The organism is Variovorax ureilyticus (assembly GCF_037889935.1).
GTDB lineage: Bacteria > Pseudomonadota > Gammaproteobacteria > Burkholderiales > Burkholderiaceae_C > Variovorax > Variovorax ureilyticus.
In genome coordinates, this window is the sequence record NZ_JBBKZU010000008.1 from 250,341 (window position 1) to 275,568 (window position 25,228).

Sequence of the window (25,228 nt, forward strand, 5' to 3'; positions counted from 1 at the left end):
CGGGGAGGGTGGCGTTGCTCCTTCGGGGAGTCGTCTTGCCTCCCGGTGCGCGCTGCATTGCCCCAAGGGGCAATGTTCAATTGCGCCTGGGCTGTCAAAAATGAGGCACCGGGCTGACTGCCGCTTGAGGACACAAAGATGAACCTGCCTCTTGTTCCACCGACCGCGCCGCTTCCCTGCGCGCTGGCGCTGTCGGTGCTTGTCGCCGGATGCACATATCCCGTTCCGGTTGCCGTTCAACAGCCAACGACCGTCACGACGACGACGACCAGCACGCAGCGTGCGCCCGGCGCCGCCGTGTCTGCCGCGACGGCCGCACCGGACGGCACCTTCAGTCAGGCCCAGATCGATCAGCTGATGGCGCCCATCGCGCTGTATCCCGACTCCTTGCTGTCACAGGTCCTGATGGCCTCGACCTATCCGGCGGACGTGGCCGATGCCGCCAAGTGGTCGAAGGCCAATCCCCAGCAGTCCGGCGACGCCGCGGTGCGCTGGGTCGAGGACAAGCCCTGGGACCCGAGCGTGAAGTCGCTCGTGGCCTTTCCCCAGGTGATCCAGGCCATGGGCGACAAGCCCGACTGGGTGCAGAACCTGGGCGACGCTTTCCTGGCTTCCTCCAAGGACGTGCTCGACTCCGCGCAGCGGCTGCGGAGCAAGGCCCAGCAGGCCGGCAGCCTCAAGACCAGCGAGCAGCAGACGGTGACGGTCGAGCAGGAGCCCCAGACGCAGCAGACCGTCATCAAGATCGAGCCCACCAACCCGCAGACGGTCTACGTGCCCACCTACAACCCGGCGGTGGTGTACGGCACGTGGCCCTATCCGGCCTACCCGCCTTACTACTGGTATCCGCCGTCGATGTACTACCCGGGCTACTACCCCGGGTACTGGGCGGGGTCGGCGCTTGCCTTCGGCATCGGCGTGGCGGCGGTGGGCGCCCTCTGGGGCAACGCCAACTGGGGTGGCGGCGACATCAACATCAACACCAACCGCTACAACAGCATCAATACGAATCGCCAGATCGCGGCCAACCAGAACCGCTTCCAGCACAACCCCGAGAACCGGCGCGGCGTGCCTTATCGCGACAGTCGCAGCCAGCAGCAGTTCGGCAAGAGCCTCCCGGGTGCGGAAAACCGCGGCGACTTCCGGGGCCGGGACGGCCAGCGACAGCAGGCGCAGAACACCCTGCAGCAGCGCGGCATGGACCCCGGCGCAGGGCGCGAGCAGCTGCGCAACGACCCGGGCGCACGCCAGCGCGCCGAGGCCGCTTCGAGGGGCGACAGGGGTGGGTTCGGCGGGGCGGGGGGCGACAGTGCGTTCCGCGGGGTGGGCGATGCAGGCCAGGCGCGCCAGCAGATGGACCGCGGAAGTGGCAGCCGCCAATCGATGCAGCGGCAATCGGCGGGACGCGGCAGTTATGGCGGTGGAAGCTATGGCGGCGGAGGCTATGGCGGCGGTGGGCGAGGCGGCTTTTCCGGTGGTGGTCGTGGGGGTGGCGGACGCGGTGGCGGACGCCGATAGGCCGGAAGCAGAAAGGACAGACCATGTGCATCCAGACCTACCGTCTACTCGCCCCGTTCGCCTTGGCCATGGCGGTGACCGTCACCCTGCTCGGCCCGGGAGTCGCGAACGCCCAGCAGGCCTATGCCAGCGCCGAAGCCGCCACCCGGGCGTTTCACGATGCCATCGCGAGCAACGATGTGAAGGCGCTCGAGAAAGTGCTTGGCCCGGACTGGCGCCGCTTTGTCCCTCGCGACGCGATCGGCCAGAGTGATTTTCAGGCCTTCCTCGCCGCGTGGGACAAGAAGCATGGCGTGGTGTCCAACGGAACGGACAAGGCCGCGCTGACCGTGGGAGAGGGCGGATGGACGCTGCCCGTCCCGCTGGTCCTGAAAGACGGAAGCTGGCGCTTCGACCCGGCCGCTGGCGCAGACGAGATGCGCACGCGGCGCATCGGACGCAACGAACTGTCCGCGATGCAGGCCGTGCTCGCCTACTTCGACGCGCAAAAGGAATACGCCCAGCGCGACCGGGACGGCGATGGTGTCCTCTCTTACGCGCAGAAGCTGGCCAGCACGCCCGGTCGCCGTGACGGCCTGTACTGGCCGGCGGATGCGCAAGGCGAAAGCCCGCTCGGGCCGCGCTTCAGTTCCGTCAAGCCCGGGGAGGGCTATTACGGCTACCGCTACAAGATCCTGACCGCCCAGGGCAAGGACGCACCGGGTGGTGCCTACGACTACATCATCGGCAATCGGATGCGTGCGGGTTTCGCGCTGGTGGCGTGGCCCATCCAGTACGGCGAAACCGGCGTGACCACCTTCATGATCAGCCACAGCGGTGTGCTCTATCAGAAGGACCTGGGGCCCAACGGCGCGACGATCGCGGGGGAGATGAAGGTCTTCAACCCGGACTCGTCCTGGAGCAAGGTGACTGCGCCTTGATGGTCCGACAGGAGGGCCATGCTTGCCGATCGATGGCGAGCGCAGCGGATTGAATTGGCCTGCCCGGAGGGGATCGAACCCCCGACAACCTGCTTAGAAGGCAGGTGCTCTATCCAACTGAGCTACGGGCAGTGAGCGCGGTGCGAGATTCTAAGGCGGCACGCACAGGGCGGCCGGGCTGCGTTGCTCAGGCCACCATCGGGGTCGCTGCGCCGTCCATCGAAATGATCGCGCCCGAGATGTAGCTCGCGCCCGGCGATGCGAGAAAAACCACTGCATTGGCGATGTCCTCGGGCGTGGCGAGCCGGCCGAGCGGCATGCGCGACTGGGCGTCGCGCAGCACCTCCGCTTCCGGAATCTTGCGCAGGCGCGCATCGGCCGCGATGCCTTCGGCCATGCGGTCGGTCAGCGTCAGCGCGGGGTTGACTGCGTTCACGCGAACGCCAAGCGGTCCGTACGCTGCCGCGAGGCCGGCCGTCGCCAGCATCAGCGCCGCGTTGGCGGCCCCGCCTGCGAGATGGGTCGGCGACGCCACCTTGCCGCCCATGCCGATCACGTTCACGATCGCGCCCGATCCGCGCTCGCCCATGCGCTTGATCACCGGGTCCATCACGTTGATGTAGGTGAAGAACTTGGCCTGCATCGCGTCCTGCCAGTTCTGGGGCCGCAGTTCGCCAAAGGGCGTGCGACGGGCAGCGCCCGCGGAGTTGACGAGGATGTCGATCGGACCGGACTCGGCCTGCACCGCATCGACCATGTGCTGCGCGGCGTGCGGGTCGCTCAGGTCCGCGCTGTAGCCGCGGACGGCATGACCTTCCGCCAGGAGTTGCGCCGCAGCCGCTTCGAGATGCGTCGGCGTCCGGCCTGCGATGCTGACCTTCGCGCCTTCCTTGAGGAACGCGCGTGCACAGGCCAGCCCGATGCCGCGGCTGCCGCCCGTGACGAGTACATGTTTGCCGGTCAGTCGAAGGTCCATGTGATCTCCAGGAGGTTGTTCGCAATCGGTGGATTGTGAGGTGTTGCCCGAGCTTGGACTCGTCCATACTGCCGGCACCTGAACCATCATGTGGGGATTCCTGATGCGATCTCTTCTGCTGGCCGTGCTGGCGCTGATGAGTGGATGCGCCGAACTGGGGAAACCCGCCGGCAGCGCGCTGGAGCCGCCCTTGATGGGGCACTACTGCGACGCGCCGGTGGACGGCGCCTGTCTGGGCTGCGAGATCCGCTGCCCGTACCAGCAGCGTGCAAGCTGCAAGACGGGCGTGACGACGCGCGTGGCGGGCAATCCGCAGGGCGTGTGTACGCGGGGCGCGGTGTGCGAATGCAAATGAAAAATGCCCGCATCGACAGGCGTCGATGCGGGCATTTCGTTTGGATGGTCGGGGCGGCGGGATTCGAACTCGCGACCCTCTGCTCCCAAAGTAGAGTGGTATAGGGTTCCGGGGCATTTCGGAATCTTTCGCCCCCTTCGGAAATGAGGTTTCATGCGGGTTCTGGCGTTACGGAAATATTCGATGACTTCCGGCAATCTGTTACCCTGACGTTACCCGGACTCAAAGATCGCTCCTCATGACCGAGACCAAAAGCAAGAAGAAGACGCCAGTCATCAACTTCACGATCAAGGAAATCGACGCCATCGAGCCGCCGCCGCATGGACAGGAGCGACTGGAGTTCAAGGACTCGAAGGTGCCAGGGCTCTACCTGCGCGTCACACCGAGCGGTGTCAAGTCGTTCTCGTTCGTCGGGCGGGCCAAGGGTGCGGCCAGGCCGGAGCGCGAAACTATCGGCAGGTACCCCGCGGTGAAGCCGGAGGAGGCTCGGACACGCGCAACCCAGTTGGCGGGAAGCCTTGCCTCCGGTGAAAGCGTGACGGCCGTCAGGCAGGCCAAGAAGGGAGAGATGACCCTTACCGAGCTTTGGGATCACTACGCGACGTACTCCAGAACCCATTCAAAGAAGATCGAGGCCTTCGAGGAAATCTGGGGCGCCTACCTCCAGCCACGGTGGGGCAGCAAGAGGCTTTCCGACATCAAGCCGCTGGATGTTGAGCGGTGGCACTTGAGCCTGCCGGATGAAATCATGAAGCGACGGGCCCAGCGCAGTGCGGAGGTGCAGGCGCGACGTGAATCTCGGCGCCGCGAAGTTGCGGAGCGCCAGGCGATCCGTCGCCACGGTCCAGATCCGAAGAAGCCAATCCCGCCAAACGGCGATTTGGACAAGAAGAACGGGATCACCGGTCGCACAGCCGCGAATCGCGCCGTGCAACTGCTGCGCACGCTGTACAACTTCGCGATCGACAAGAAGCGCCGCTATTTCGTTGGAGAAAACCCCGCGAGCGGACATGCGCTGTACGAGTCGGAATCGCGCGAGCGATTCTTGCAACCGGACGAACTCGGCCCGTTCTTCATGGCGCTTGCCGACGAACCCAACGAAACCTTCCGTGACTTCTTCACGATCGCGTTGCTCACCGGCGTGAGGCGCGCCACCGTGCTTGGGATGAAGTGGTCGGACATCAGCCTGACGCGAGCTGAATGGCGAACTTCGGGCGCCCTCCAGAAGAACAAGAAGGCCCAAACTGTGACGCTTGCACCAGAAGCGGTGCAGATCCTAGAGCAACGCTTCGAGAAGCAGGCCGGATCGCAGTACGTGTTCCCCAGCGATCGGACCAAGGCGGCGAAGAAGGGGAAGGACGACCACATTCGCGAGCCCCATAGCGCCTGGAGCCGCATCCTTGCACGCGCAGGATTAAAGGATCTCCACATCCATGATCTGCGCCGGACGCTCGGCAGTTGGCAGGCGCGTACCGGCTCTTCGCTGGTCCTAATCGGCAAGAGCCTGAACCACCAAGACCCGCAGTCCACGGCGATTTATGCGCGCCTGGATCTGGACCCGGTGCGAGAGTCGGTCGATCGTGCGACTTCTGCGATGTTCGAGGCCGCGGGGCTGAAGCCCGCGGCTGAAGTCATCCAGTTTCCGAAGCCTCAGGCGTCGGAGCCTCGGGCCAAGGCATCGACAACGCGCCGCGCCAAGTAGAAGGGCGCGGGGCCGTGCGGTCAGCGGTCAAACGCTACAACGGCTCTACAGCCTTTCCTTGATGAAAGGCCAAGCGGCGATGGCGAGCGCGCCTAGGGCTATGAAGGCCGCGGCCCATGCGGCTCTTGCTGATCGAGCCGCTGAGTCGGCAGAACGCTCGGACGCAGCCGTGTTTCGCCGTTGGAGATCCAATGCTTCTTCAGCCTCCGCGTCCGCGTCGATCTGGCCCCGAACGGCAAGCCAACGCAGGACTACATCCAAGTTGGCAGGATGCATTACTTCGTCGGCAATGAGCAGGCGAAGTGCCGCCTTGCCGTGCTTCGCAACATAGCGATCAACGTCGGCGAGCGTGTCGAATTGTTCGTTCATCCTATGACTGTAGAAGATGCACGCCCCCTGCCGGCATCGCGCCAAGCCCGGGGACGCGAACATGCAAGACCGCCAGCAGGGACGCTACAAAAGCTACAAAAGGGCTTTCGTAGGTTCTGTAGCGTCATACCGGGCCGCCCTACCGAACAACTCTGCAGCTTGTGGATAACTCTGACTCCGAGCAACGCTCGTGGGTTGCCCATTATTTAAGCAAGTGCGGCGAGGTGCTGGTTTCCCTCGGAAGAAGGGCGCGGGCCTGAAAAGTTGTTCACATCCCCGGCCATGCACAACGGGCGTTATGTCAAATATGAGTACGAAACAAATTAAAGTGTACTCATTGGGGGAATGTTTGCTATATTTACTCCCATGACGAACGAAACAGCCAAGCACATGACGCCCGAGGAGTTTGCGTCCGCGCTGCAAAACCTGGGCTGGAAACAGTCCGACTTTTGCCGCAAGACCGGCGTAGACAAGAACACCCCCAGTCGGTGGACGAACGGCATAACGCCCATACCGGCGTGGGTGCCTGCGTACTTGGGAGCGATGGGGGAAATCAAACGGCTACATGCCACCTACGTGGAGCCCGACTAGATCCGCCGTGCCTCAGGGCGGAACGCGCGAAAGTGCGTTTATCTGAGGCAAAAGAAGGCGACGGCCAAGGTGGTGGAACACCCTGACCGTCTAACCACTTCAGCGCACAACCGTGGAAGGACTTGCACATCATGGCTAAGGAAATTATCGCGCCCACATACGGCGCAGCAATCCCCAAAGGCACTACGCCGGAAGCGGCACTGCCTCGCATCGACTTTGAGGCGATGTTCACTGCCGCGGGATGCGACCGACTTCTGCTATCCGGCCCGAATATGAAGTCCGCAATCCTCCTGGTCGGAAGTCTCGTCGGCGCTCTCGACAAGCGTAGTAGAAAGCTCATGGGCATCCTGCTTGAGGAGCTGTGCAAGGACCCAGATGAAGCAGAGGACATCGCCGGTTCGGCATCTCGCTTAGCAAACCTGCAACTGAACAAGGCGAGGCGGTCATGGGCCAAGTAATCCAGTTCAGAAGGAAAGCGGCAGCCGATGATCGAGCGCCCACGAACGAGCGCGAAGTGCTCGGCCAGATCACCATCAATGCCTACAACGATGGAACGACCATCGACGTTACAGGCTCCCTTGCTGACCGGTTGGAGCTCGCCCAATACGGAATGATCAAGGGGCTGGACTTCATTGCCAAAAAGATCGCCGAAGGTGGCAATGCTGGGTACACGGCCTCGCCAAGCTTCAGAGCCTGGGCGCCCCTCTGCGTGCTAGGCCAGGACCGGCGGAAGAAGAAGTGAAGGGCGTGCGCGCTCGCCTCGGTTCCGCCATTTTTTCTAGGGGCCGTTAGGGGCGAGCCGACTAGACTTGATTTTGCCGGCCCTAGGCTGATCCCCGAAAACCCGTTTCCCTGACGGGCTGGGCTGGCATCCATTCAGGGCGCACAGAGGGGTGCGGATGATCTACATCAAAGCCAATCTTGGCTTAGGACCGGACGTGGCGATCTGGCCGCCACCGAGAGGCATTCTGTCGCCGGACTGGATGTTCCAGCCGAAGGAGGAATGGACGCGCGAGCAGTGGCAAGAGTACGCAGAGATGCTTGAGCGCCAGGGTCACTCGTTGGTCTCGATGTTGGAGGAGGCCAAAGCTGAAGCGGCAGGGCTGCGGGCGAAGTTAGGGCGGCGAAAAGACAGCCCGGAGCTTTCGGCCAGTCTGCTCGGTTATCTGGAACAGATGGAACTTCGTCGAAAGCGGGGCAGGCCAAAGGCCGCCCAGAAGAAGACCCAGACGGTGTTGATGGCTGAGCGTGCGCTGATCGTCCAAGCGGAGATGCAGGAGGCATCCGGACGGGCAAGGGTGCCTAACACCGAGGCGCTTGAAGAACTGTTGCGCAGGGACGGCGGGCGTCGCAAGGTGGCGGATCACCGCGCAGTACTGAACGCCATGTCAAAGATCGGGAATCACAAGAAATCGCCAACCTGACCTTCTGCATTTTTTTGTGATTGGCGTCGATGAATGCTGATGAATAAGATGGCATAGACAGAGCGCGAAAGTGCTCTGCCAAAGCCCCAGACAAGGATTTATGTCTTGTCTGGCGACCAAACCTAACGCCGAGAGGCGCCGGAGTCATCATGCAGACTAAGACCGCGCATGCCCTGCACGCGCATTTCCCCAAGCAGTTTCCACCGCTGGAGCTTGTCACGCGGCCTACCGTGCCCACCGAACAAGCTGCCTACTATCTTCAGCGTAGCCCCCAGACACTGCGCGTCTGGGCCTGCAAGGAAACATTCCCAAGCGGCCTGCGGCCGATTCGTATCCATGGCCGGCTCGCCTGGTACGTTGCCGAGATCCGGAAGCTGATCGGAGGTGCCAAGTGAGTACCTCTGTCGCGACGGCCCAGCGCATCACTGGCGAAAACCTCACGCCTAAGCAGACCGCCGAACTGCTCAACGTGCCCGAGACCACGTTAGCTGTGTGGCGCTCCACGAATCGCGTGGTGGTGCCGTACTTCAAGCTCGGGAGTCACGTCCGCTACCGGCGCTCTGACCTCGATCGATTCATTGAGAGCCAGCTCCGAAACCTGCCGGACGGAGGTGATGCGCGATGACCTCCCAAGAAAAAGCCGCCGTGAGCGGCAACGCCCAGGCGGCACAAGGTAATAAGCAGAACGGCTATTTTCTCATCGCTCGGCGCATCTTGAAAGCGACCATTGTGGTGTTGGCGCTTCGGGGCTGGTTGCCCTATGGCACGGCCGATTGGCTTATCCAGCGCGGGGGGCTCAGCCATGTGTGACCCCAAGTCCACCGCTCTCGATAACTGGCGCAAAGCCGATAGCACGACTGGGGGCAACTGATGCCCTTCGCTCGACTAGCCGCTGTGGCGGCGCTGGATACGCGCGCGCGTTCCGGCAAATCGGTGACGCATTGCGATGGCTGCGGGGTGGCACTGCCTCTCTTCACACGTCATTGCGGTCTGTGTGGGAGCCGCGTCCTCACTGCGTCTGAGATCAGCCGTGAGAAGCGGATCCTGAAGCGGACTGGAGGTCGTCGATGACCGAGACCAAGCAATTCGCGACGCTCGCGGCGGAATACGCGCTGCTCGGACATGCACTGATCCGGGCGACACCCGGCGATACCCAAGCCCCTTACTACGTGACCCGCTGGGGCTGGCTCCGCCCAATCCGCGATCTCGATCAGGCCCGCCAACTCCTCGAACAAATCAAAGGCAGCAAATGACTGACCCTGTAGACCTCTTCCGTAGTGCTATCGACGCGGCGGGCATGACGCCCCCTGATGACATCCACGCAGACGGCCGGCTTCACCGCTTCAGCCCAACTGGAAAGCGCAAGGATGATGCCGGATGGTATGTCCTGCATATGGACAACATCCCCGCCGGAACCTTCGGCAACTGGCGCTCTGGTGAGGCGCAGAACTGGTGCGCCAAGACCGACAACGAGCTGACGCCGGGCGAACGCCAGGCCATCAAGGAACGCATCAGGGCTGCGCAACTCCTGCGCGACCAAGTGACTGCGCAGCGAAACCTCGACGCGGCGGAGAAGGCTGCTTCGTTGTGGGCGTTCGGCATCCCCGCTGTTGGCCATCCGTACCTGAAGGCGAAGTGCGCGAAGGCATACGGTCTCCGCGTCGGCAAGTGGCCAAAGTGGGACCGAGAGACCGGCGAGATCTCGAACATCGAGAACGTCTTGTTGGTACCGATGCGAGACGCCACCGGCAAGCTGTGGAGCCTGCAGGGAATCGACGCCGAAGGCGGAAAGCTGTTTCTGGCCGGTGGACGTGAAAGCCTGCTACCACTCGATCGGGCGGCCGACTGCACGCCTCATCATCGCGGAGGGATACGCAACCGCGGCCACGGTGCATGAGGCAACCAATGACGCGGTAGCTGTGGCGTTCAACTCGGGCAACCTTGAGCCGGTGGCACGCGCTCTGCGGGCCAAGTATCCAAGCCTCCCGATCGTCATTGCCGCCGACGACGATCACGCGACACGGGACCCGAAGAGCGGCGAGCCGATGAACCCCGGATTGACCGCTGCTCGCGCTGCTGCTGCTGCTGTCGGTGGACTGGTCGCGGTCCCCGATTTCACTGGACTGCCGAGAGGCCCGAAGCATACGGACTTCAACGATGTTGCATGCCTGGCTGGCGCTGTGAATCTGGAGGTGCCGGCATGAATGCATACCTTGCGCCAGAAAATCTCGCGATCGTGCGCAGCTCGATTGATGGTGCCTTGCCTTCGCTCGAAGGCTGGCCAATCCCGGCCGCATTGCCCGACACGCTGCCGCCCGTGATGGCGTTCGATCCCGACCTTCTTCCGGAGCAAATCCGAGGATGGGTGATGGACATCGCGCATCGCATGCAATGCCCCCCTGACTTTCCGGCAGTCGGCGCGATCACGGCAATCTCCAGTCTGATCGGTGCTCGTGCTGTCGTCCAGCCGAAGGCCAAGGACGATTGGCAGGTAGTGCCGAACCTCTGGGGGCTCATCATCGGAAGCCCCGGCGTGATGAAGTCTCCAGCCCTGAGCGAATCGCTACGCCCGTTGCATCGCCTGGAAGCCGCCGCCCGTGAGAAATGGGAGGCCGAGCAGGAGGCATGGGAGCTGGACGCCAAGGTTGCCGAGATGACGAACGACGCCAACGACAAGGAGGCGCGCAAGATCGCAGCCAAGGACCCGGAGAAGGCCCGTGCGCTCCTCAAGCCTGCTGAGGTGCCACCGTGCCCGGCAGAACGTCGATTCATCGTCAACGATGCAACCGTCGAAAAGCTGGGCGAACTCATGAGGTCGAACCCGTGGGGCTTCATGGCCTATCGCGACGAGATCCATGGTTTGCTCAAAGGGATGGACCGGGAAGGCCAGGAGGGCGCCAGGGCGTTCTACCTGCAGGCCTACGATGGCAATCAGGGATACACGTTCGATCGCATCGGACGAGGCACCGTGCGTATTCCTCGTGTGTGCCTTGCGATGCTCGGCGGCATCCAGCCGGGACGGATCCAGAGCTACGTCCGCGATGCGGTCTCGGGCGGTTCTAGCGATGACGGATTGCTACAGCGCTTCGCGCTCGCGGTGTGGCCGGACATCGGTGGCGATTTCAAGAACGTTGATCAGTGGCCCGACACGCCGGCAAAGCAGATGGCGGGCGATGTGTTCGACCGGCTTGCCGAAATCGAGACCACCGACGAGCCGAGGGTATGGAGGTTTGATGCCGAGGCGCAGGAGGTTTTCAGCGAATGGCGCGAGCCGTTCGAGCGCGAGATCCGGAGCGGGGACATGCATCCGGCGCTGGTGGCGCACCTTTCCAAGTATCGGAAGCTGATCCCGGCGCTTGCTCTGGTGTTTGCGATGATCGATTCGCCGGACGCCGGCACGATCGCCGAGGCGCATCTCTTGCGGGCGCTGGCCTGGAGCGACTATCTCCGCAGTCACGCCGAACGGCTCTACAGCGCCGCGGTGGTCCCGGAGACCGGCGCAGCCAAGACCCTCCTGGCTAAGGTTCGGGCGGGGGCCCTGGGGTCATCCTTCACGCCTCGTGAGGTGGCGGTGAAGCATTGGGCCGGGCTGGCAACTCCGGATGCTGTGCGCAAGGCTGCCGAGGTACTGGCGGACTATGACTGGCTGCGGCGCGATGTCGTCCAGACCGGAGGAAGGCCGAGCGAGCGCTACGAAGTCAACCCGCGAGGTGTGGCATGAACTGGCTGGCGAGGCTCAAGAAAACCAGCACGAGCGCCCAGGAGGACGCTACAAAAGCTACAGAAGCCCCTTTCGTAGCTTTTGTAGCCCCACCCCCGGCACCTTTGCAGAATTTCGAGGTGTCGGCGGACGTGGTGAACGATCCGGCGTTTGACGCCGGGGACATGGATCGCTGGTGCTGGCCGCATAGCGGCGCCATGACCGGCGCTGAGATCGAACTCATGCTGGCGCGACAGGCTCTATTCAGTTCTAGGGGGCTCCGTGTCGCCGACGCCGAAGCCTTGTCGGACAGCTTGATGCGGCGCGATCGGGAAATGGACGACCGGCGTCTATGCCTGGAGTGCGCCAACCTGCGAGGCAAAACCTGTGCTGTGCCGGCCATAGCGGGCGCTGGCGCCATCGTTCAAGCCTTGGTGAGGCTACCCCAGCGGTGCGCCGGTTTCGAGGCTGCAGCATGAGTGCGCGGGACTTTCCGGGACGATCTCCCGAGGAACGGCAACGGCTCGTCGAAAGCACGATGCGCATGCTCCTGAAGGCTGCGACTGATCGGCACATCGTCATGAGTGCAGACCTGCGCGTCAGCGAGAAGGATGCCGCGGCGCTGATCGGGTACGCGCCCGGGTCGCTGAAGAACCTGCGGCAGATGGGCGGTGCCCCCATCTACTACAACCGTCCGGTCAACGGCTCTCGTGTGAGCTATCGATTGATGGATCTCGCAGCCTGGCTGGAGGAACGGCGCGAGGGCTGGTAGAGCAACGCCATTCATCGGCACTAAGGGTGCAGCAATCGACACCCAACAGCATGGAGATAGACGGGTCTGGCTCATAGCCTAGTAGGCATGAATCAGACCCCTTCGCTTGCCGACCTGCCGATCACGCATCACTTCGGTGGCGGCGTGTACTCGAAAGAGACGCGCATACCCGCCGGCATGATCGTGGTTCAGCACAAGCACGAATACGATCATCTCTCGATTCTGGCTTCGGGCACTGTCGAACTTCTGGTCGATGGAGTTCGCTCAGAACTGACCGGACCGGCATGCCTAACGATCAAGGCCGGGAAGCATGGCGGGAACGGCCTGACCATCAACGGGGTTGCGTATGCCATCCCTGCCGCAGGCGTCACGCTGGCTCCCGCTGCGCTTTCGGTGGGAACCACCTACTACATTTATGCGTACATGAATGCGGGGACGATGACCCTTGAGGCATCGACCACCACGCACGCTACCGACACGGCAAGCGGGATGGAGATCAAGTCCGCGGATGCTTCTCGGACCCTTGTTGGGATGGCTCGGATCGTCACCGGTCCGGCTTGGGTTGATACGGCAGCTCAGCGTTTTGTTCTGTCTTGGTTCAATCCTCGGACAATCACTGCCTACAACACGCTTCCTTCGAATGCGGGGCCTACCTCCACAACGACTCCAATCGAGCTAAATGGTGGCGGCCGCGTGGAGTTTCTCTGCTTCGCCAATGACCCATGCTATTGCAGCAGCAACTTCGTTGTTATTACCTCTGGGTCGGTCGTAGCCATTTCTCAAGTTGGACTCGACGGTACGAGCACTCCAATCACGACTGCATTGGGACAGGGTTTTGCTGGGGGGAACTATGCGAACGTCTTTCCAAACGGCCCGTTGAACCCCTCGGAAGGCTATCACTACGCGACCTTTGTTGGCTACAACAACTCGGCGGTTAACTCAACTTGGCAATCAGGTAGTTCCATCACCGTCTTGGTGAGGGGGTGAGCGATGGCATTGGCACCAATAGCGCAATCACGTCGCAATGGCTCGCTAGCGGCCAGGAGTAAAGCAATGAGTCCAATCCTGCCGTTGTGGACCGGGGTTGATGTCGCGCCTATGCGTGAAGCGCTCGCGGTCCATCCTGAACTGTGGGACCAGAACACGGCGCGTACAGCGCCTGAGGAATCGCCACACCATGGCCTTTCCGACATCTGGGCTAGACATGCCGATCCAGCCACGATGCGTGAGGACGGATCGCATGACTCCGGTCTGGTTCCCGTCCGCCGATGTTCTGCCGGTTCGAGAGCTTGTGTTTCCCCTGATGGCGGCAGTCCAGGGCGAGCGCCTTGGCGGCGTCCTGATCACACGCATCAAACCGGGACAGATCTGCAAACCGCATACGGACCCGGGCTGGCATGCCCGCTACTACGACAAGTTTGCGATTCAGATCGAGGCCGCACCGGAACAAGCGTTTCATTTCGAGGGGCAGTCCTTGGTGACCAAGCCCGGCGACGTGTTCTGGTTCGACAACTCGCATTCCCACTGGGTGACGAACGAGAGCCAGAAGGACCGAATCACCATGATTGTGTGCATCCGCACAGAAAGGACGGGTAGGTAAATGCCTTGGGGAGCAGCAGTAGGGGCCGTCGTCGGCTCCGTTGCAAATCACGCGTTGAATAGTGGCGGATCGTCTGGCGGCGGCGCCGGCACGCAGACCACGGACAAGTCCCCATGGCTTCAGGCGCAGCCGTGGATCATGAACAACCTGACCTCGGGGCAAGCGCTGCAAAACCGGTACTCGGCGCAGCCGTTCAGCGACTCGCAGAATCAGGCGTACCAGAACCAAGCGAATCAGTCCTCGTACATGCGAGGGCTGATTCCCTCACTCCTGGGTCAGATGAGCAGCCAGCAAGTGGGCTTTGATCGCAGCAATCCGAACGCCCGGCCGACCGCCTACAACTTCGATGGTGTTGGCTCGAACGGCGGCAGCGGCGGGCTCCTTGGAAGTCTGCAAAGCGCTCCGGCGCAACCTTTGAACTTGAATGCCAGTGCTCCAGCTCCTGCGCCAGAGGCCCCGAAGTCCAGCTTTGTGAACCTCGATGTCACGAACCCGATGAACGCCTACTACGGACAACTCCTGTCGCCGAACGGTATCGGCGTGGCCGGAACCAACTCGGCCGGCACGGATGCATGGCTGCAAGCATTCCAGCAGTCGGCAGGGGGTGCGGGCTATGGCACCTTCAAGTATGGCCAAGCGATGCCGATGCCTGGAACCCAGCAGTATCGCGACATGCAGGAGTACTTGGCTTACGGCGGGGCCGACCCCTACAACCTGTACGGCGGACGCGCATGATGGAGGCTTGCGTGAAAGCCGACGAGGCGCAGATTGCGCCGCTTTGCTTGCAGTGTGCCGGCTGTGCCGCCGTTCTTCCCCATATCGAGGCGGCAATTGCCCTCAACGACAGGTGGATCAAGAACACGCTGACACCGATTCGAGAGGCAGGCAGGACAGCGCTCGTTCTTCAGCGAAGCATTGATGCGGCCAGGTCCTTCGATCTCGCTGGTGAATGGGGGTTAAGCCATAGGGCAGCGTCTATCGGCGTCTTGGTCGGCTTGGGCGCGACTTCCTCGGATTGCCGCCATGTTTCCGACGCTCGGGCGTTTCAGCTCGCGGTGATCGATCGTCTTCTGTCGTCCAAGAACCTGCCTGACGAAGACGCAGACCGTGCCCGGGAAGTCTTCGCCTCGATCGAGGGTACGCCCGAGGCTATTGGGTTCGTCCTTGATCTCGCACAGGCCAAAGCGAACCTTGACCAGCGGAAGGCGCGCTACTTCGAGCAGGCCCGGCCCTTGGTTTATGTTGCCGGCGATCTCTCACAGATCGGCCGCGAGTGGGAAGAGGCCCAAAGCTCCGTCTGGACAGATCCCGTTTTGCAGCGTTGGGACTCGGCAAGCGCGGTGGAGCACCAATGACCAAGAAGACCAGCGAGGAGGCTGATAAAGCACTGCCGGCAGCAGACAAGAAAGCTCACCTGTGGAAGCCGGGCCAGTCTGGCAACCCCGCGGGGCGCCCGCCAGGTACTAGCAAGGCGCACGAACTGCGCGAGCAGATCCGGGCCTGCGTGCCTGATGTCGTTACAAAGCTGATGGAGCAGGCCAAGGGTGGCGATGTCGGCGCGGCGCGTCTTCTGCTCGAACGCGTGCTGCCCGCAATCAAGCCGATGGAGCTGCCTCAGTCGATTGCGCTTCCCGCGGGTGGTGATCTGACGGCGAAAGGGCATGCACTGCTGCAGGCGGCTGCCGATGGTGAGATTCCGGCGCCCCATGCTGCCAGCCTGATGACGGCGCTTGGTTCGCTTGCCAAGGTGGCCGAGGTGGACGAGCTTGCACGCCGCGTCGCGGCCCTCGAAGACGCGAAGAAGTGAGGTCCTCCCATGGAACTGAGAAAGCGGATCGCCGAGTTGGAGCAGCGTTCCGGCTATGGCTACAGGCGTGCCTACCGGATGTTGGTCGGTGAGACATCGGCTGAAGCTCTCAAGCGCCTTGGCCTTCCTCCCGGGGCTGATGTCATCCTCATTCGACGGGTCGTCGTAGATGTAGAAGGGGAACACCTTGGCAGCAAGCATTGAACGGCGTCTGGAGGCGCTGGAAGCCGATATGAAGGAGGCGGAATCGATCACGGTGCGTCTGGTGACTGGAGACGGGACACCGGAACAGCAAGCCGAGCATGCTGCCCTGCGCGCTGCCGGCGTCAATCTGATGGTGGTCAGCCTGGTTCCGTTCCCGCCGCGGGCAGGTAGCGAAGCCGGCGCGGCACCCAACTAGTACGGAGGCCAGCTATGTTCAGAGAGACACCGAAGCCCAGCACCCCTCGTGTTCCCGGCCTGCTCGACTTCAGGCAGCAGCAAGCCCTCAAGAAGCTCGCTAAGGTGCCGAAGAAGCCGGCAAACAAGAAGCCCCGATAACACGGTTGGTTCGCGGCTGATGTGGGATGAGTCTCATTGGGCTCAGCGCCGGCCGCCTAGGGCCAGAAGATCGACAGCCCAAGCAAGATCAGGAGCGCGCTGCTGGTCGCTGTGACCCAACCCAGCCAAGGCCGGCGGTGCACTGCGGTTCGCAGCCGGAGCATTGGCACCTCTACGAACCGGCGCGATGCGTACGAAGCGCCCAGTGTCAGCAGGAACATGACGCCGACCTTGGGCCAGAAGGCGCCGGCCTGGCGGGAGATGTACAGCACCACCGGGTAGTGCCAGAGGTAGAACCCATAGGAGAGCGTGCCCAGGTAGACCAGCGGCTTGAAGCTGAGTGCTCGATCGAGCGCCCCGTTCGTCGTCCTCGAGGCGGCGACGATCACGATCGCGCACAGGAGTGCAAACACGGTGTACCCGCCGCGAAAGAACGGCTCGTGCCCTACCCCGAGCGCAACCATCGCCCCGATTCCGATGGTCGCAGGCAACCACAGCTTGCGCGCCAGCTCGAAGAGCCGCTCGGCCGCTTCAGTGGTCATCAGCAGGCCCGCAGCCGCGCCGACCAGCATGCCGTCGCAGCGGGTGTCGAACGGCCAGTAGATCCGCTCGATCGGCGCGTCATTCAGGCTCAGGGATGCCCGCCACGCAGCGCACGCGCCGGCCAGCATCAGGGCGATGCCGATGGCTCCCTTTTTCCCGACGACGCGCAGGCACACGAACAGGATGACCGGCCACAGCAGGTAAAACTGCTCCTCGACGCCGAGCGACCACGAGTGCCCCATGTAGAGCGGGCAGTCGCGCCCGAACGGCATCGTCCAGTTCGCGACCCCCATCAGCGGCGCCAAGAGTTCGCACTCTCGGGAGGCGGAGCCGGTGCCGGGCAGCAGCGGGTACGCGGCATAGACGACGAGCACCACGATCACCAACGCCGGCATCAGGCGCAGGAAGCGGCGCCAGTAGAAGACAGCCAGCGACGTGCCGGTGTCGAACTCGTGAATCAGCAGCGTCGTGATCAGGAACCCGCTCAGCACGAAGAAGGCATCGACGCCGAGCATGCCGCCGAAGACCCCCAGGGCATGGCTTGCCATGACGAGCAGTACCGCGATTCCTCGAATGCCATCAAGACTCGGGATATATGCCAGTGCCGGCGATGCCGCACGGGCACGAGGCTGCGCCGGAAGCGCGCCTCCTATAGTTCTTTCCATCGGGAGACCCATCCACTTTCTTCTTGGGTCGATTGTCGCCCACCAAGGAAAGACAGATCTCCCAGCCGAAGCCAGAGAGCCACGGAGGGCCGCGTTCAACTGGTTATTGAACTGGGTATTCGTTAGTTTTTCCGCATCGCACCCGGCGTGGATCAACAGGGCAGGTGATAGTCTGGTGCTGAAACTTCGGAGGGGGCATGCTTTACGAAATCGCGGGCACGAATGCCCGCATCCTTGGAACGATGCACTACTTTCCAGCCGGCCCGCAAAGGTGGGTTGAGCCAGTCCGAAAAATCTATGGATGGGCTGAGCGCATCTATGTGGAGATGAAGGCCGAACGGGGCTTCGACATATTCAAGCAGCCAGCCCGACTCATGGCGCGCGATCTCCCTGCCGACCTCCGTGCTTCCGTCGAACCTCACTGGCCGCGTGAGCAGTTGGGCGATATGGAGCATTGCAGCGCCCTTAGTGTGTGCCTTTTCGCAAACAACCTTGCCATGCCGCCAACCAAGGTAGATGGCATTGAGGCAGCGGTGCGGGCGTGGCTCGGTTCATCGGGCGATGTTCTTGAACTGGAAACGCCGGAAGATTTCGTTCAGGCGGCGCACGACGTTCCCCTCGACGATTTGCTTTTCTCCACCCGATTCGTGCTCAGCCAAGATGCAGCCGAGGGAGCCAGAAACTTTGAGGCTCAGGCGCGGGCTTGGCGGGTGCATGACCTGGCGAAGCTCGAAAGGATTGCGAGGATCGGCACCACGGAGGCAATGCGTCGCGCCCTGTTCGAGGTTCGAAATCGAAAATGGGCTGAGATCATCGCCCGGGAGGCGAAATCGCCGAAGCGCACTCTTGTGCTTTGCGGCGCGGGCCATCTGTGCGGACCGAACAACCTGCGCGATGTTCTCGCGACGGCCCATGGCTTCCGCCTAGCTCGAATGATGATGTAGTAGGCGTGTGGGGCGCAGATGAATTGATAGCCTGCGAAAACGACCGATAAAAAGTTTTGTCCGTGCTTATCGGACCGCAGAGAATCCCCGTAACACGAACAAGACTCGGAGGAGCTCCCACATGCGAATGGTCATCCTGGCGTGCGCGCTCATTGCGGCCGGCTGCGCGCAGACGAACTACCAAACCTATGAAGGCCGGGGCGCCAACATCGTCGAGGGCCAAGGCGGGACGAAGGAGGTCATCGACGGCTACGAGATCTGGGACAACGGCGACCCACCTCGGCGCTACCAGGTCATCGGCGTGGCGACCATCGAGGACTTCGACAACCTGTTCGGCAACCAGCGCATGCGGTCTGCCATTCCTGCCGAGATCAAGAAAGCCGGCGGAGACGCCGCGATCGTTCAGGACGGCTGGTCACAAGGTCAGAGCGTCGGCGTTGGCACTGCCTACAACTCCAAGGGACAGATGTCGGTAGCGACGGGGCAGAGCTTCGGCAGGAAGCAGATCCGCTACAAGATCGTCAAGTATGTGGATGGCCCGCTCGCAAGGCTGGGGCCGCCCAGAGACTCAAGCGTTCCGTCGCAACAGCGCGCGATGTTGAGCAAGGCAGAAGTTGAGCAACTTCTTGTGGGTCGAAGCCACACCTTCAAAGGCGAGTCTGGCTCACTCAAATGGGATCTTCGTGCAAACGGTGAGTTGTACTCAACCAACTATTCCGTTTCAAGCACCGGAACTGGTCGTTGGGAATTGAAGGACGACGGAGCCTTGTGCGCGACATTCAACACTGGCGACCGTGGTTGCGTGTATTTCTTCAGGGATGGAAACCAGCTAAGGCGAACTTCGAGAAACGCCCAAGACGATCGTATAGGGACAGTGATAGAGGTCACGCCATAAGGCCGGTGTGAGTCGATCAGATCGGCGAGGCATAGGCCATCGCGTCCTGCCAAGCACGCGGGCGGCTACCATTCGATGCATCCCGACTTTCAATCACGATCAAAAGAATGGCATCGATTTACGAGTATCTGTTTTGCAGCCCTGGCTATGCGGCGTGGTTGTTGGCCGGCGTTGCTCTCCTGCTTGCCATAGTTGCCATTCTGCGGGTGAGCGTGCCATTCCTTAAGGTGATGGCTATGAACCGGATGACGGTCTTTGAAAACTACGTCGTGAGCATGACCGCGCCACCTGGCACCTTTCGCGGTTTCTTGTTTTTCTGGGTTTGCGTCGCCTATCTGGCTGGGCTTTGGTTCTATGGGATGCCGCTCTTGAATGCGATGCCGTCCTGCAAACCGACTCCGCAGGTTTCCGCCTCCACGGATGGCCTTGCCCCGAAGCCCGGCGTTGATAAAGAGTTCGACAAGCTCGTGCCGAAGCCAAAGCAGACCGTCCAAGCTCCAGTTTCGCAAGTAGATGAGCCGCGTCCCACAGTGCAGGCACCGACGGTGGTTGTCGCCCCATCCGCGCCAACTTTTCCAGCCGCCACCGGTCAAGAAGTGATTCGCCCGAGCTTCGATTGCGCAGAGGCGAGGAGCCAAGTGGAGCAACTAATCTGCAGCGATGCGGCGGTCGCGCGCTTGGACACCGTGCTAGCGGAAAGCTACAGCTCGGCTGCGCAGAGGGCCGACGATCGGCAGGAACTCAAGAAGGCACAGCAGCGCTGGTTGCGAGAAGAGCGCAATCGGTGCACTGATGCGGTGTGCTTGGTGTCAGCGTACAAGGCGCGAATCGCCGACCTTGAGCGTCTGTGATCGCGGACCAGGCAGCCCACTTGCCAATGGTTGCCAATGGTTGACTGCGGTTGCCTGTCGGTGGACGCGGGGGCTTTTGTAGCTTTTGTAGCGTCCCTTTTGGGGTTCGTAGCAAAAAAAGCCGTGCTCAGTTGCTTGCGCGGCCAAACAGCGCTTGAAGAATGCGCCCCAGCGCTGGCCCAGACAACTGCGGGTAGTACTGGGCCAAACGCCTCTCGTCGAACCTGGCGCTGGCATCTATCACCGGGCCTTGGTTCGTCGGAGCTCCTGACGATGAGCCCCAACCAGCTCGGTTCATTTTGAGGAGGATCGCCTCGTTGATGCGATCCTGATCCAGTGAGCCGTCCGCCGTGACGTGAAATCGTTGGTTTTCGAGCTGGATGATCTGCTCTGGCTTTCGGTTCTTGAGCCTGTAAAAGACGGTGGCCAGGTTGATCGCTTGGTTTGCGAACTGCGGCAGCGCGGGCTCGTTCCGGAAGAAGAAGGCGGTGAACGTCTTTTGGGACATCGGCTCGATCGTCTGGTCATCGTGCACGACGAAATTGCGGTAGCCGGTGCTCATATTCCCGAGGGCCGAAAGTTAGAATTTGTTTGGCGCGGCCCGCTGGCACAGGTAGGGGGGCGGGGATGACTTGTCCGATCCCATGATGGACATCGTGCCCGTGGCACGCTTGATGTTGTGCGACCAGGTTTGGCCGCTTTTCGTTGTGAAGCTGAAGTAGATGTTCTGGTCGGAAAAATGCACATTTTCGACCGCCCAGCCATCCATCAGGACTGTCTGGCGCGCGGGGTCAATGACGACAGACATTTCGTGGTCGCCGGATGGACTCCTGCAAATCAACGGTATTGGCTCGGCAAAGGCTGCAAGCCCAATCATTGCCAGCATCGGGATCACAATTTGGCGAACCGCTCTAAACATCGCTCTCTCCAGTTTTGTTTGCAGGAATGTACAGGAGGTTTCAGTCGCCGTTCCAGAAAGTCCAGCCCAGCCACTCGCGGGGGCTCGCAACTGCGCTCAATCTTGTTGAGTCGAGTTGAGGACCCTGATGTTTTCGCCAACTCGACTCCCTTGTCTACCGGCGCAGGGTCCGTGCGGCTGGATCCTCAGGGGAGGCGACGCCAAGCCGTGGAGCGCCACGCGGCGAGGGTGCCTTCTTGGACTTGGAGGGAACTACGATGTTTGGCGCGCTGTGTGGAGCGGGCGCTTATGACTCTTTAGCAGGTCGAGAAGCACGCGTAGGGTACTTCTGACGAACCGCGAAGCCATCTTGCGAGGTCCGATGTTTCCCCAGTGTTACCCGGAGCATTCTCGGTTGCTTAATGGACTCCGCTAAGTCCTTGTTTTTATTGGTCGGGGCGGCGGGATTCGAACTCGCGACCCTCTGCTCCCAAAGCAGATGCGCTACCAGGCTGCGCTACACCCCGACAAGCCTTCTATTCTAACCTGACTCAAGGGGCGTTCCGGATTCAATCGGTCAGCGGCGCTGATATTGCGTCTTGCCGAAGAGGATTTCGCGTTCCTTGTCGCCCGTGATCGGCGTGCGCAGGTCCGCAAGCACCTTGACGCCGCGCTGCACCGCCGGCCGCGCCGCAATGCCGTCGAACCATTGCTTCAGGTACGGGAAGTCCTCGAGCGTGATGCCCTGGTTCTCGTAGCTGCGCAGCCACGGAAAGATGGCGATATCGGCGATGGTGTAGCTGTCGCCCGCGATGAACTTGTGCGTCGAGAGCTGCTTGTCGATCACGCCGTAGAGGCGCTTGGTCTCGTTCGAGTAACGGTCGATGGCGTAGGGGATCTTCTCCGGCGCGTAATTGCGGAAGTGGTGCGTCTGCCCGAGCATCGGCCCGACGCTCCCCATCTGGAACATGAGCCACTGCAGCACGGCGAAGCGGCCGCGGTCTTCCTGCGGAAGGAACTGGCCGGTCTTGCCCGCGAGGTAGACGAGGATCGCGCCCGACTCGAAGAGCGAGATCGGCTTGCCGTCCGCCCCCTCCGGATCGGTGATGGCGGGGATCTTGTTGTTGGGGCTGATCTTCAGGAAGGCGGGCTCGAACTGGTCGCCCTTGCCGATGTTGACCGGATGCGCGCGATAGGGGAGGCCGCATTCCTCCAGCATGATGTGAACCTTGTGGCCGTTCGGCGTGGCCCACGAATAGACGTCGATGGGTGCATGAGACATGTCTCGGGATCCAGAGTTTGATGACGGGCCGGCCAGCATAGCCGCCGTCGCCGGATCGTGCAGGCGATGCCTTCAGGCCACCGCGCCCTCGCTCGCCGCCAGATGCTGATGGATGAGCGCCACGACGGCCGCGCCTTCGCCGATGGCGCCGCCCACGCGCTTGACCGAGCCCGAGCGCACATCGCCGACCGCGAACACACCGGGCACGCTGGATTCGAGCGGCGCGGCCACCTTGGCCGGAAAGCCCCCGCGCGCCTGCGCTCCGGTCAGCACGAAGCCGTGCCTGTCGAGCGCGACGCCGCAGCCTCCGAGCCAATCCGTCTCCGGCACCGCGCCGATGAAGAGAAAGAGATTTCGGGCCGGGCAGTCGTGCTGTTCGCCGCTGCGGCGGTCGCGCCAGGTGGCACCGTCGAGGCCGGTGGCCGGCTCGCCATGCAACTGCACGAGTTCCGTGTGAGGCCGCAGCGCGATGTTGGATGTGGCTTCGATGCGGTCGATCAGGTAGCGCGACATGGTGGCCGCGAGCGACGGGCCGCGCACCAGCACGTTGACCTTGGCGGCGTGCTGCGAGAGGAACACCGCGGCCTGTCCCGCCGAGTTGCCGCCGCCGACCAGTGCGACTTCCTGTTCGGCGCACAGCTTCGCTTCGAGCGCGGAGGCCCAGTACCAGACGCCTCGCCCCTCGAAGTCCGCAAGGCGCGGAACCTCGGGCCGGCGGTAGCGCGCGCCGCTGGCGATGACCACCGTCTTCGAACGCAGCCGGCGGCCATCCACCAACTCCACGGCGATCTCGCCTTTCGATTCCGCCATGGTGCAGTCGAGCGACGACACCTGGGCCGGAATCAGCATCTCCACGCCGAACTTCTGCGCCTGCACATAGGCCCGGCCGGCCAGCGCGCCACCGGAGATGCCCGTCGGGAACCCCAGGTAGTTCTCGATGCGCGCGCTGGCGCCGGCCTGTCCGCCGAAGAAGCGGCAATCGACGACGATGACGCGCAGTCCTTCGGACGCTGCATAGACCGCCGTCGCCAAGCCGGCCGGACCAGCACCGACCACCAGCACGTCGAAGAGCTCCTGGCGCTCGAGGGTGTCGACCATGCCGAGGCAGCGCGCCAGCGCGTTCTCCGACGGATTGACCGAGACGGTGCCATCGGGGCACACCACCAGCAGCTCCGCCTCGCCGTACTGTTCGAGCAGGGCCGCGGCATCGCGATCCTGCGTCGCATCGACGACGTGGTAAGGGTGTCCGTTGCGGCCGAGGAAGTTCTGGATCCGCAGCAGGGCCGCGGATTGCGGCGGGCCGATGAGGACCGGCCCGCTTGCGCCCGATTCGATCAGCGCCACGCGCCGAAGGATCATCGCGCGCACGAGGCGCTCGCCGAGGTCGGCTTCCGCGATGATCAGCGCGCGCAACTGCTCCGGCGGCACCAGCAGGGTCTCGACCCGGCCCTCGGCGTGGCCGTCGACGAGCGCGGGCCGTCCGGAAAGCTGCGCCACTTCGGCCAGGAACTGGCCCGGGCCCTGACGTTCGATCGGCACCACGTGGCCGAGGCCGTCGCGCTGCGTGATCGCGACCACGCCTTCGAGCACGACGAACATGCCCGGCCCGGGCTCGCCGGCCGTGAACAGGCAGGCGCCGTCCTCATAGTGACGGATGGTGCCGAAGCGGCGGATGCGTTCGATGTCCGCGGCGCCGAGCACCGGAAACATCTGATGGCGGCGCGTCTCGACCTCGATGCGTACTTCATTGGCCATGAAAACTCCAAGGCTCCTTCGAGCGAATCCCCGGCATTAAACGCCGATGTGGCCGCTTTGGTGCGAGTCACGCAAATGCCACTGGACTGACACGCTTGTTTCACCGCGGGTGCCGAGACTCCGTCCGCAAGAAAGGGACCCCGCATGAAAGAACTGCCCACACCGACGTTTCCGTTCTCGGAACTCGGCCTGCGTGCCGCGCTCTGGCCTGCCCAGACCCCCTCGCAGCGTTCCGATGCAATCACCGTGCCGCAGCCTGTGCAGCCGGCGGCGAACGAAGCGGCGGGCGGCATCAGCGTGACCTGGGCTCGTCATCTGGACGAAGTGCGCGCCGCGCAGCGCCTGCGCTACGACGTCTTCGCCGGCGAAATGGGCGCGCGTCTCTCGACGCCGGTCGAAGGCCATGACGTGGACCTGTTCGACGACTTCTGCGAGCACCTGCTGGTGCGCGACGACGCCACCGGTCGCGTGATCGGCACCTACCGCGTGCTCACGCCCGCGCAGGCCCGCCGGGTCGGCAGCACCTACAGCGACACCGAGTTCGACCTGACCCGGCTGCGCGACCTGCGCCAGCGCATGGTCGAACTCGGACGCAGCTGCGTCCATGCGGAGCATCGGCAGGGCGGCGTGATCCTCGCGCTCTGGGGCGCGCTGGCCGGCTTCATGAACCGCAACGGGCTCGACACCATGATCGGCTGCGCCAGCATCCCGATGTGGCACAACGGCGTGACCAGCGGCGACGCGGCGGCGAGCATCTGGCGCCAACTGTCGCAGACGCACCTCGCGCCAATTCAATATCACGTGCAGCCGCGGTTGCCGCTGCCGGTGCACCGGCTGGACGATTCACTCGACATCGAGCCGCCGGCGCTGATCAGGGGTTACCTGCGCCTTGGCGCCAAGGTGCTCGGACCGCCGGCCTGGGACCCGGACTTCAACACCGCCGACCTGCCGATGCTGATGCGCATCGAGGATTTGCCGGTGCGCTATCGCAAGCACTTCCTGGGCAATCCGGCCGATTGAGGCCGGTGCGACAAAGTCACATGACTGTCACGCAACTGTCATAAGCTGTTGCGTTTTGGTCTATGGTTGTATTTGTGTCGGCTGATCCTGAGTTCGTTGCC

The 25,228-nt window shown here is 62.8% G+C and carries 34 protein-coding genes and 2 tRNA genes; 27 read left to right on the plus strand and 9 right to left on the minus strand.

Translation table 11 applies throughout. From position 1 onward, the window contains the following. Positions 1-138: 138 nt before the first annotated feature. Entirely contained in the window at positions 139-1,518 is a 1,380-nt protein-coding gene (locus WKW77_RS19920; RefSeq protein WP_340358602.1) for a DUF3300 domain-containing protein, read from the plus strand. Positions 1,519-1,586: 68 nt separating this feature from the next. Then, positions 1,587-2,438, plus strand: coding sequence for a DUF2950 domain-containing protein (locus WKW77_RS19925; RefSeq protein ID WP_340358603.1), 852 nt, complete (start codon positions 1,587-1,589; stop codon positions 2,436-2,438). Positions 2,439-2,493: 55 nt separating this feature from the next. Here WKW77_RS19925 and WKW77_RS19930 read toward each other — a convergent pair. Together WKW77_RS19930 and WKW77_RS19935 are read right to left on the minus strand one after the other, a co-directional pair. Beyond that, positions 2,494-2,570, minus strand: a tRNA-Arg gene (locus tag WKW77_RS19930). Between the two features lie 55 nt (positions 2,571-2,625). Then, entirely contained in the window at positions 2,626-3,414 is a 789-nt protein-coding gene (locus WKW77_RS19935) for an SDR family NAD(P)-dependent oxidoreductase (RefSeq protein WP_340358604.1), read from the minus strand. Between the two features lie 103 nt (positions 3,415-3,517). Here WKW77_RS19935 and WKW77_RS19940 point away from each other — a divergent pair, with 103 nt between their 5' ends. Together WKW77_RS19940 and WKW77_RS19945 are read left to right on the plus strand one after the other, a co-directional pair. Next, positions 3,518-3,769 (plus strand): hypothetical protein, encoded by a 252-nt coding sequence (locus tag WKW77_RS19940; protein ID WP_340358605.1) that lies wholly within the window; start codon positions 3,518-3,520, stop codon positions 3,767-3,769. A 238-nt stretch (positions 3,770-4,007) separates the two neighbouring features. Continuing rightward, positions 4,008-5,471, plus strand: coding sequence for a tyrosine-type recombinase/integrase (locus WKW77_RS19945; protein ID WP_340358606.1), 1,464 nt, complete (start codon positions 4,008-4,010; stop codon positions 5,469-5,471). 45 nt (positions 5,472-5,516) lie between these two features. Here WKW77_RS19945 and WKW77_RS19950 read toward each other — a convergent pair whose 3' ends face one another. After that, positions 5,517-5,840 (minus strand): hypothetical protein, encoded by a 324-nt coding sequence (locus WKW77_RS19950; protein ID WP_340358607.1) that lies wholly within the window; start codon positions 5,838-5,840, stop codon positions 5,517-5,519. A gap of 722 nt (positions 5,841-6,562) precedes the next feature. Here WKW77_RS19950 and WKW77_RS19955 point away from each other — a divergent pair. From WKW77_RS19955 to WKW77_RS20045, 19 genes are all read left to right on the plus strand, one after another. After that, positions 6,563-6,889, plus strand: coding sequence for a hypothetical protein (locus WKW77_RS19955; RefSeq protein WP_340358608.1), 327 nt, complete (start codon positions 6,563-6,565; stop codon positions 6,887-6,889). Further along, positions 6,877-7,173, plus strand: coding sequence for a hypothetical protein (locus WKW77_RS19960; RefSeq protein WP_340358609.1), 297 nt, complete (start codon positions 6,877-6,879; stop codon positions 7,171-7,173). Before WKW77_RS19955 ends, WKW77_RS19960 begins: the two co-directional genes overlap by 13 nt. 157 nt (positions 7,174-7,330) lie before the next feature. Beyond that, on the plus strand, positions 7,331-7,855 hold the full coding sequence (locus tag WKW77_RS19965) for a hypothetical protein (protein WP_340358610.1): 525 nt from the start codon (positions 7,331-7,333) through the stop codon (positions 7,853-7,855). Positions 7,856-8,004: 149 nt separating this feature from the next. Beyond that, positions 8,005-8,250, plus strand: a complete 246-nt coding sequence (locus tag WKW77_RS19970; RefSeq protein WP_340358611.1) for a hypothetical protein — start codon at positions 8,005-8,007, stop codon at positions 8,248-8,250. Beyond that, positions 8,247-8,480: a helix-turn-helix domain-containing protein gene (locus WKW77_RS19975; RefSeq protein ID WP_340358612.1), complete on the plus strand. Its 234-nt coding sequence runs from the start codon at positions 8,247-8,249 to the stop codon at positions 8,478-8,480. The genes WKW77_RS19970 and WKW77_RS19975 overlap by 4 nt, the downstream gene beginning before the upstream one ends. Next, positions 8,477-8,665, plus strand: coding sequence for a hypothetical protein (locus WKW77_RS19980; protein ID WP_340358613.1), 189 nt, complete (start codon positions 8,477-8,479; stop codon positions 8,663-8,665). Before WKW77_RS19975 ends, WKW77_RS19980 begins: the two co-directional genes overlap by 4 nt. Before the next feature lie 257 nt (positions 8,666-8,922). Further along, complete coding sequence (locus tag WKW77_RS19985; protein ID WP_340358614.1) at positions 8,923-9,108, plus strand: hypothetical protein; 186 nt, start codon at positions 8,923-8,925, stop codon at positions 9,106-9,108. After that, entirely contained in the window at positions 9,105-9,752 is a 648-nt protein-coding gene (locus tag WKW77_RS19990) for a primase/helicase family protein (protein ID WP_340358615.1), read from the plus strand. Before WKW77_RS19985 ends, WKW77_RS19990 begins: the two co-directional genes overlap by 4 nt. Beyond that, positions 9,745-10,059 carry a toprim domain-containing protein gene (locus WKW77_RS19995; RefSeq protein ID WP_340358616.1) on the plus strand — a complete coding sequence of 105 codons (315 nt, stop codon included), beginning with the start codon at positions 9,745-9,747 and terminating at the stop codon, positions 10,057-10,059. Before WKW77_RS19990 ends, WKW77_RS19995 begins: the two co-directional genes overlap by 8 nt. Continuing rightward, a complete protein-coding gene (locus WKW77_RS20000) occupies positions 10,056-11,576 on the plus strand; it encodes a YfjI family protein (protein ID WP_340358617.1) in 1,521 nt (506 codons plus the stop codon). The genes WKW77_RS19995 and WKW77_RS20000 overlap by 4 nt, the downstream gene beginning before the upstream one ends. Then, entirely contained in the window at positions 11,573-12,034 is a 462-nt protein-coding gene (locus WKW77_RS20005; protein ID WP_340358618.1) for a hypothetical protein, read from the plus strand. Before WKW77_RS20000 ends, WKW77_RS20005 begins: the two co-directional genes overlap by 4 nt. Positions 12,035-12,093: 59 nt before the next feature. Next, positions 12,094-12,327 (plus strand): hypothetical protein, encoded by a 234-nt coding sequence (locus WKW77_RS20010; protein WP_340358619.1) that lies wholly within the window; start codon positions 12,094-12,096, stop codon positions 12,325-12,327. An 87-nt stretch (positions 12,328-12,414) separates the two neighbouring features. Continuing rightward, positions 12,415-13,314, plus strand: coding sequence for a hypothetical protein (locus WKW77_RS20015; RefSeq protein ID WP_340358620.1), 900 nt, complete (start codon positions 12,415-12,417; stop codon positions 13,312-13,314). A 253-nt stretch (positions 13,315-13,567) separates the two neighbouring features. After that, positions 13,568-13,927: an aspartyl/asparaginyl beta-hydroxylase domain-containing protein gene (locus tag WKW77_RS20020; RefSeq protein ID WP_340358621.1), complete on the plus strand. Its 360-nt coding sequence runs from the start codon at positions 13,568-13,570 to the stop codon at positions 13,925-13,927. 138 nt (positions 13,928-14,065) lie between these two features. Continuing rightward, complete coding sequence (locus WKW77_RS20025) at positions 14,066-14,662, plus strand: hypothetical protein (RefSeq protein ID WP_340358622.1); 597 nt, start codon at positions 14,066-14,068, stop codon at positions 14,660-14,662. An 11-nt stretch (positions 14,663-14,673) separates the two neighbouring features. Next, positions 14,674-15,282, plus strand: coding sequence for a hypothetical protein (locus WKW77_RS20030; RefSeq protein WP_340358623.1), 609 nt, complete (start codon positions 14,674-14,676; stop codon positions 15,280-15,282). Beyond that, positions 15,279-15,734 (plus strand): DUF5681 domain-containing protein, encoded by a 456-nt coding sequence (locus WKW77_RS20035; protein ID WP_340358624.1) that lies wholly within the window; start codon positions 15,279-15,281, stop codon positions 15,732-15,734. Before WKW77_RS20030 ends, WKW77_RS20035 begins: the two co-directional genes overlap by 4 nt. Before the next feature lie 9 nt (positions 15,735-15,743). Further along, the gene (locus tag WKW77_RS20040) at positions 15,744-15,938 is read left to right on the plus strand and encodes a hypothetical protein (RefSeq protein ID WP_340358625.1); all 195 of its coding nucleotides are present in this window, start codon (positions 15,744-15,746) and stop codon (positions 15,936-15,938) included. After that, positions 15,922-16,134, plus strand: coding sequence for a hypothetical protein (locus WKW77_RS20045; protein ID WP_340358626.1), 213 nt, complete (start codon positions 15,922-15,924; stop codon positions 16,132-16,134). Before WKW77_RS20040 ends, WKW77_RS20045 begins: the two co-directional genes overlap by 17 nt. A 196-nt stretch (positions 16,135-16,330) precedes the next feature. Here the strand turns inward: WKW77_RS20045 and WKW77_RS20050 are convergent, their stop codons facing one another. Beyond that, complete coding sequence (locus WKW77_RS20050) at positions 16,331-17,494, minus strand: acyltransferase family protein (protein ID WP_340358627.1); 1,164 nt, start codon at positions 17,492-17,494, stop codon at positions 16,331-16,333. Between the two features lie 185 nt (positions 17,495-17,679). Between WKW77_RS20050 and WKW77_RS20055 the strand changes: the two genes are divergently transcribed. The 3 genes from WKW77_RS20055 (at position 17,680) to WKW77_RS20065 (ending at position 20,172) form a co-directional block, all read left to right on the plus strand. Continuing rightward, a complete protein-coding gene (locus WKW77_RS20055) occupies positions 17,680-18,426 on the plus strand; it encodes a TraB/GumN family protein (RefSeq protein WP_340358628.1) in 747 nt (248 codons plus the stop codon). A gap of 121 nt (positions 18,427-18,547) precedes the next feature. Continuing rightward, positions 18,548-19,321 carry a hypothetical protein gene (locus tag WKW77_RS20060; protein WP_340358629.1) on the plus strand — a complete coding sequence of 258 codons (774 nt, stop codon included), beginning with the start codon at positions 18,548-18,550 and terminating at the stop codon, positions 19,319-19,321. Positions 19,322-19,428: 107 nt separating this feature from the next. Continuing rightward, on the plus strand, positions 19,429-20,172 hold the full coding sequence (locus WKW77_RS20065; RefSeq protein WP_340358630.1) for a lysozyme inhibitor LprI family protein: 744 nt from the start codon (positions 19,429-19,431) through the stop codon (positions 20,170-20,172). A 127-nt stretch (positions 20,173-20,299) separates the two neighbouring features. Here WKW77_RS20065 and WKW77_RS20070 read toward each other — a convergent pair whose 3' ends face one another. From WKW77_RS20070 to WKW77_RS20090, 5 genes are all read right to left on the minus strand, one after another. Continuing rightward, a complete protein-coding gene (locus tag WKW77_RS20070; RefSeq protein WP_340358631.1) occupies positions 20,300-20,734 on the minus strand; it encodes a hypothetical protein in 435 nt (144 codons plus the stop codon). Between the two features lie 18 nt (positions 20,735-20,752). Beyond that, a complete protein-coding gene (locus WKW77_RS20075) occupies positions 20,753-21,091 on the minus strand; it encodes a hypothetical protein (RefSeq protein ID WP_340358632.1) in 339 nt (112 codons plus the stop codon). Between the two features lie 429 nt (positions 21,092-21,520). Beyond that, positions 21,521-21,597: transfer RNA gene (locus WKW77_RS20080), tRNA-Pro, on the minus strand. 50 nt (positions 21,598-21,647) lie between these two features. Beyond that, a complete protein-coding gene (locus tag WKW77_RS20085; RefSeq protein WP_340358633.1) occupies positions 21,648-22,352 on the minus strand; it encodes a glutathione binding-like protein in 705 nt (234 codons plus the stop codon). Between the two features lie 72 nt (positions 22,353-22,424). Continuing rightward, on the minus strand, positions 22,425-24,107 hold the full coding sequence (locus WKW77_RS20090) for an FAD-dependent oxidoreductase (protein WP_340358634.1): 1,683 nt from the start codon (positions 24,105-24,107) through the stop codon (positions 22,425-22,427). A gap of 144 nt (positions 24,108-24,251) precedes the next feature. Between WKW77_RS20090 and WKW77_RS20095 the strand changes: the two genes are divergently transcribed. After that, positions 24,252-25,127, plus strand: a complete 876-nt coding sequence (locus WKW77_RS20095) for a GNAT family N-acetyltransferase (protein ID WP_340358635.1) — start codon at positions 24,252-24,254, stop codon at positions 25,125-25,127. Positions 25,128-25,228: the final 101 nt, after the last annotated feature.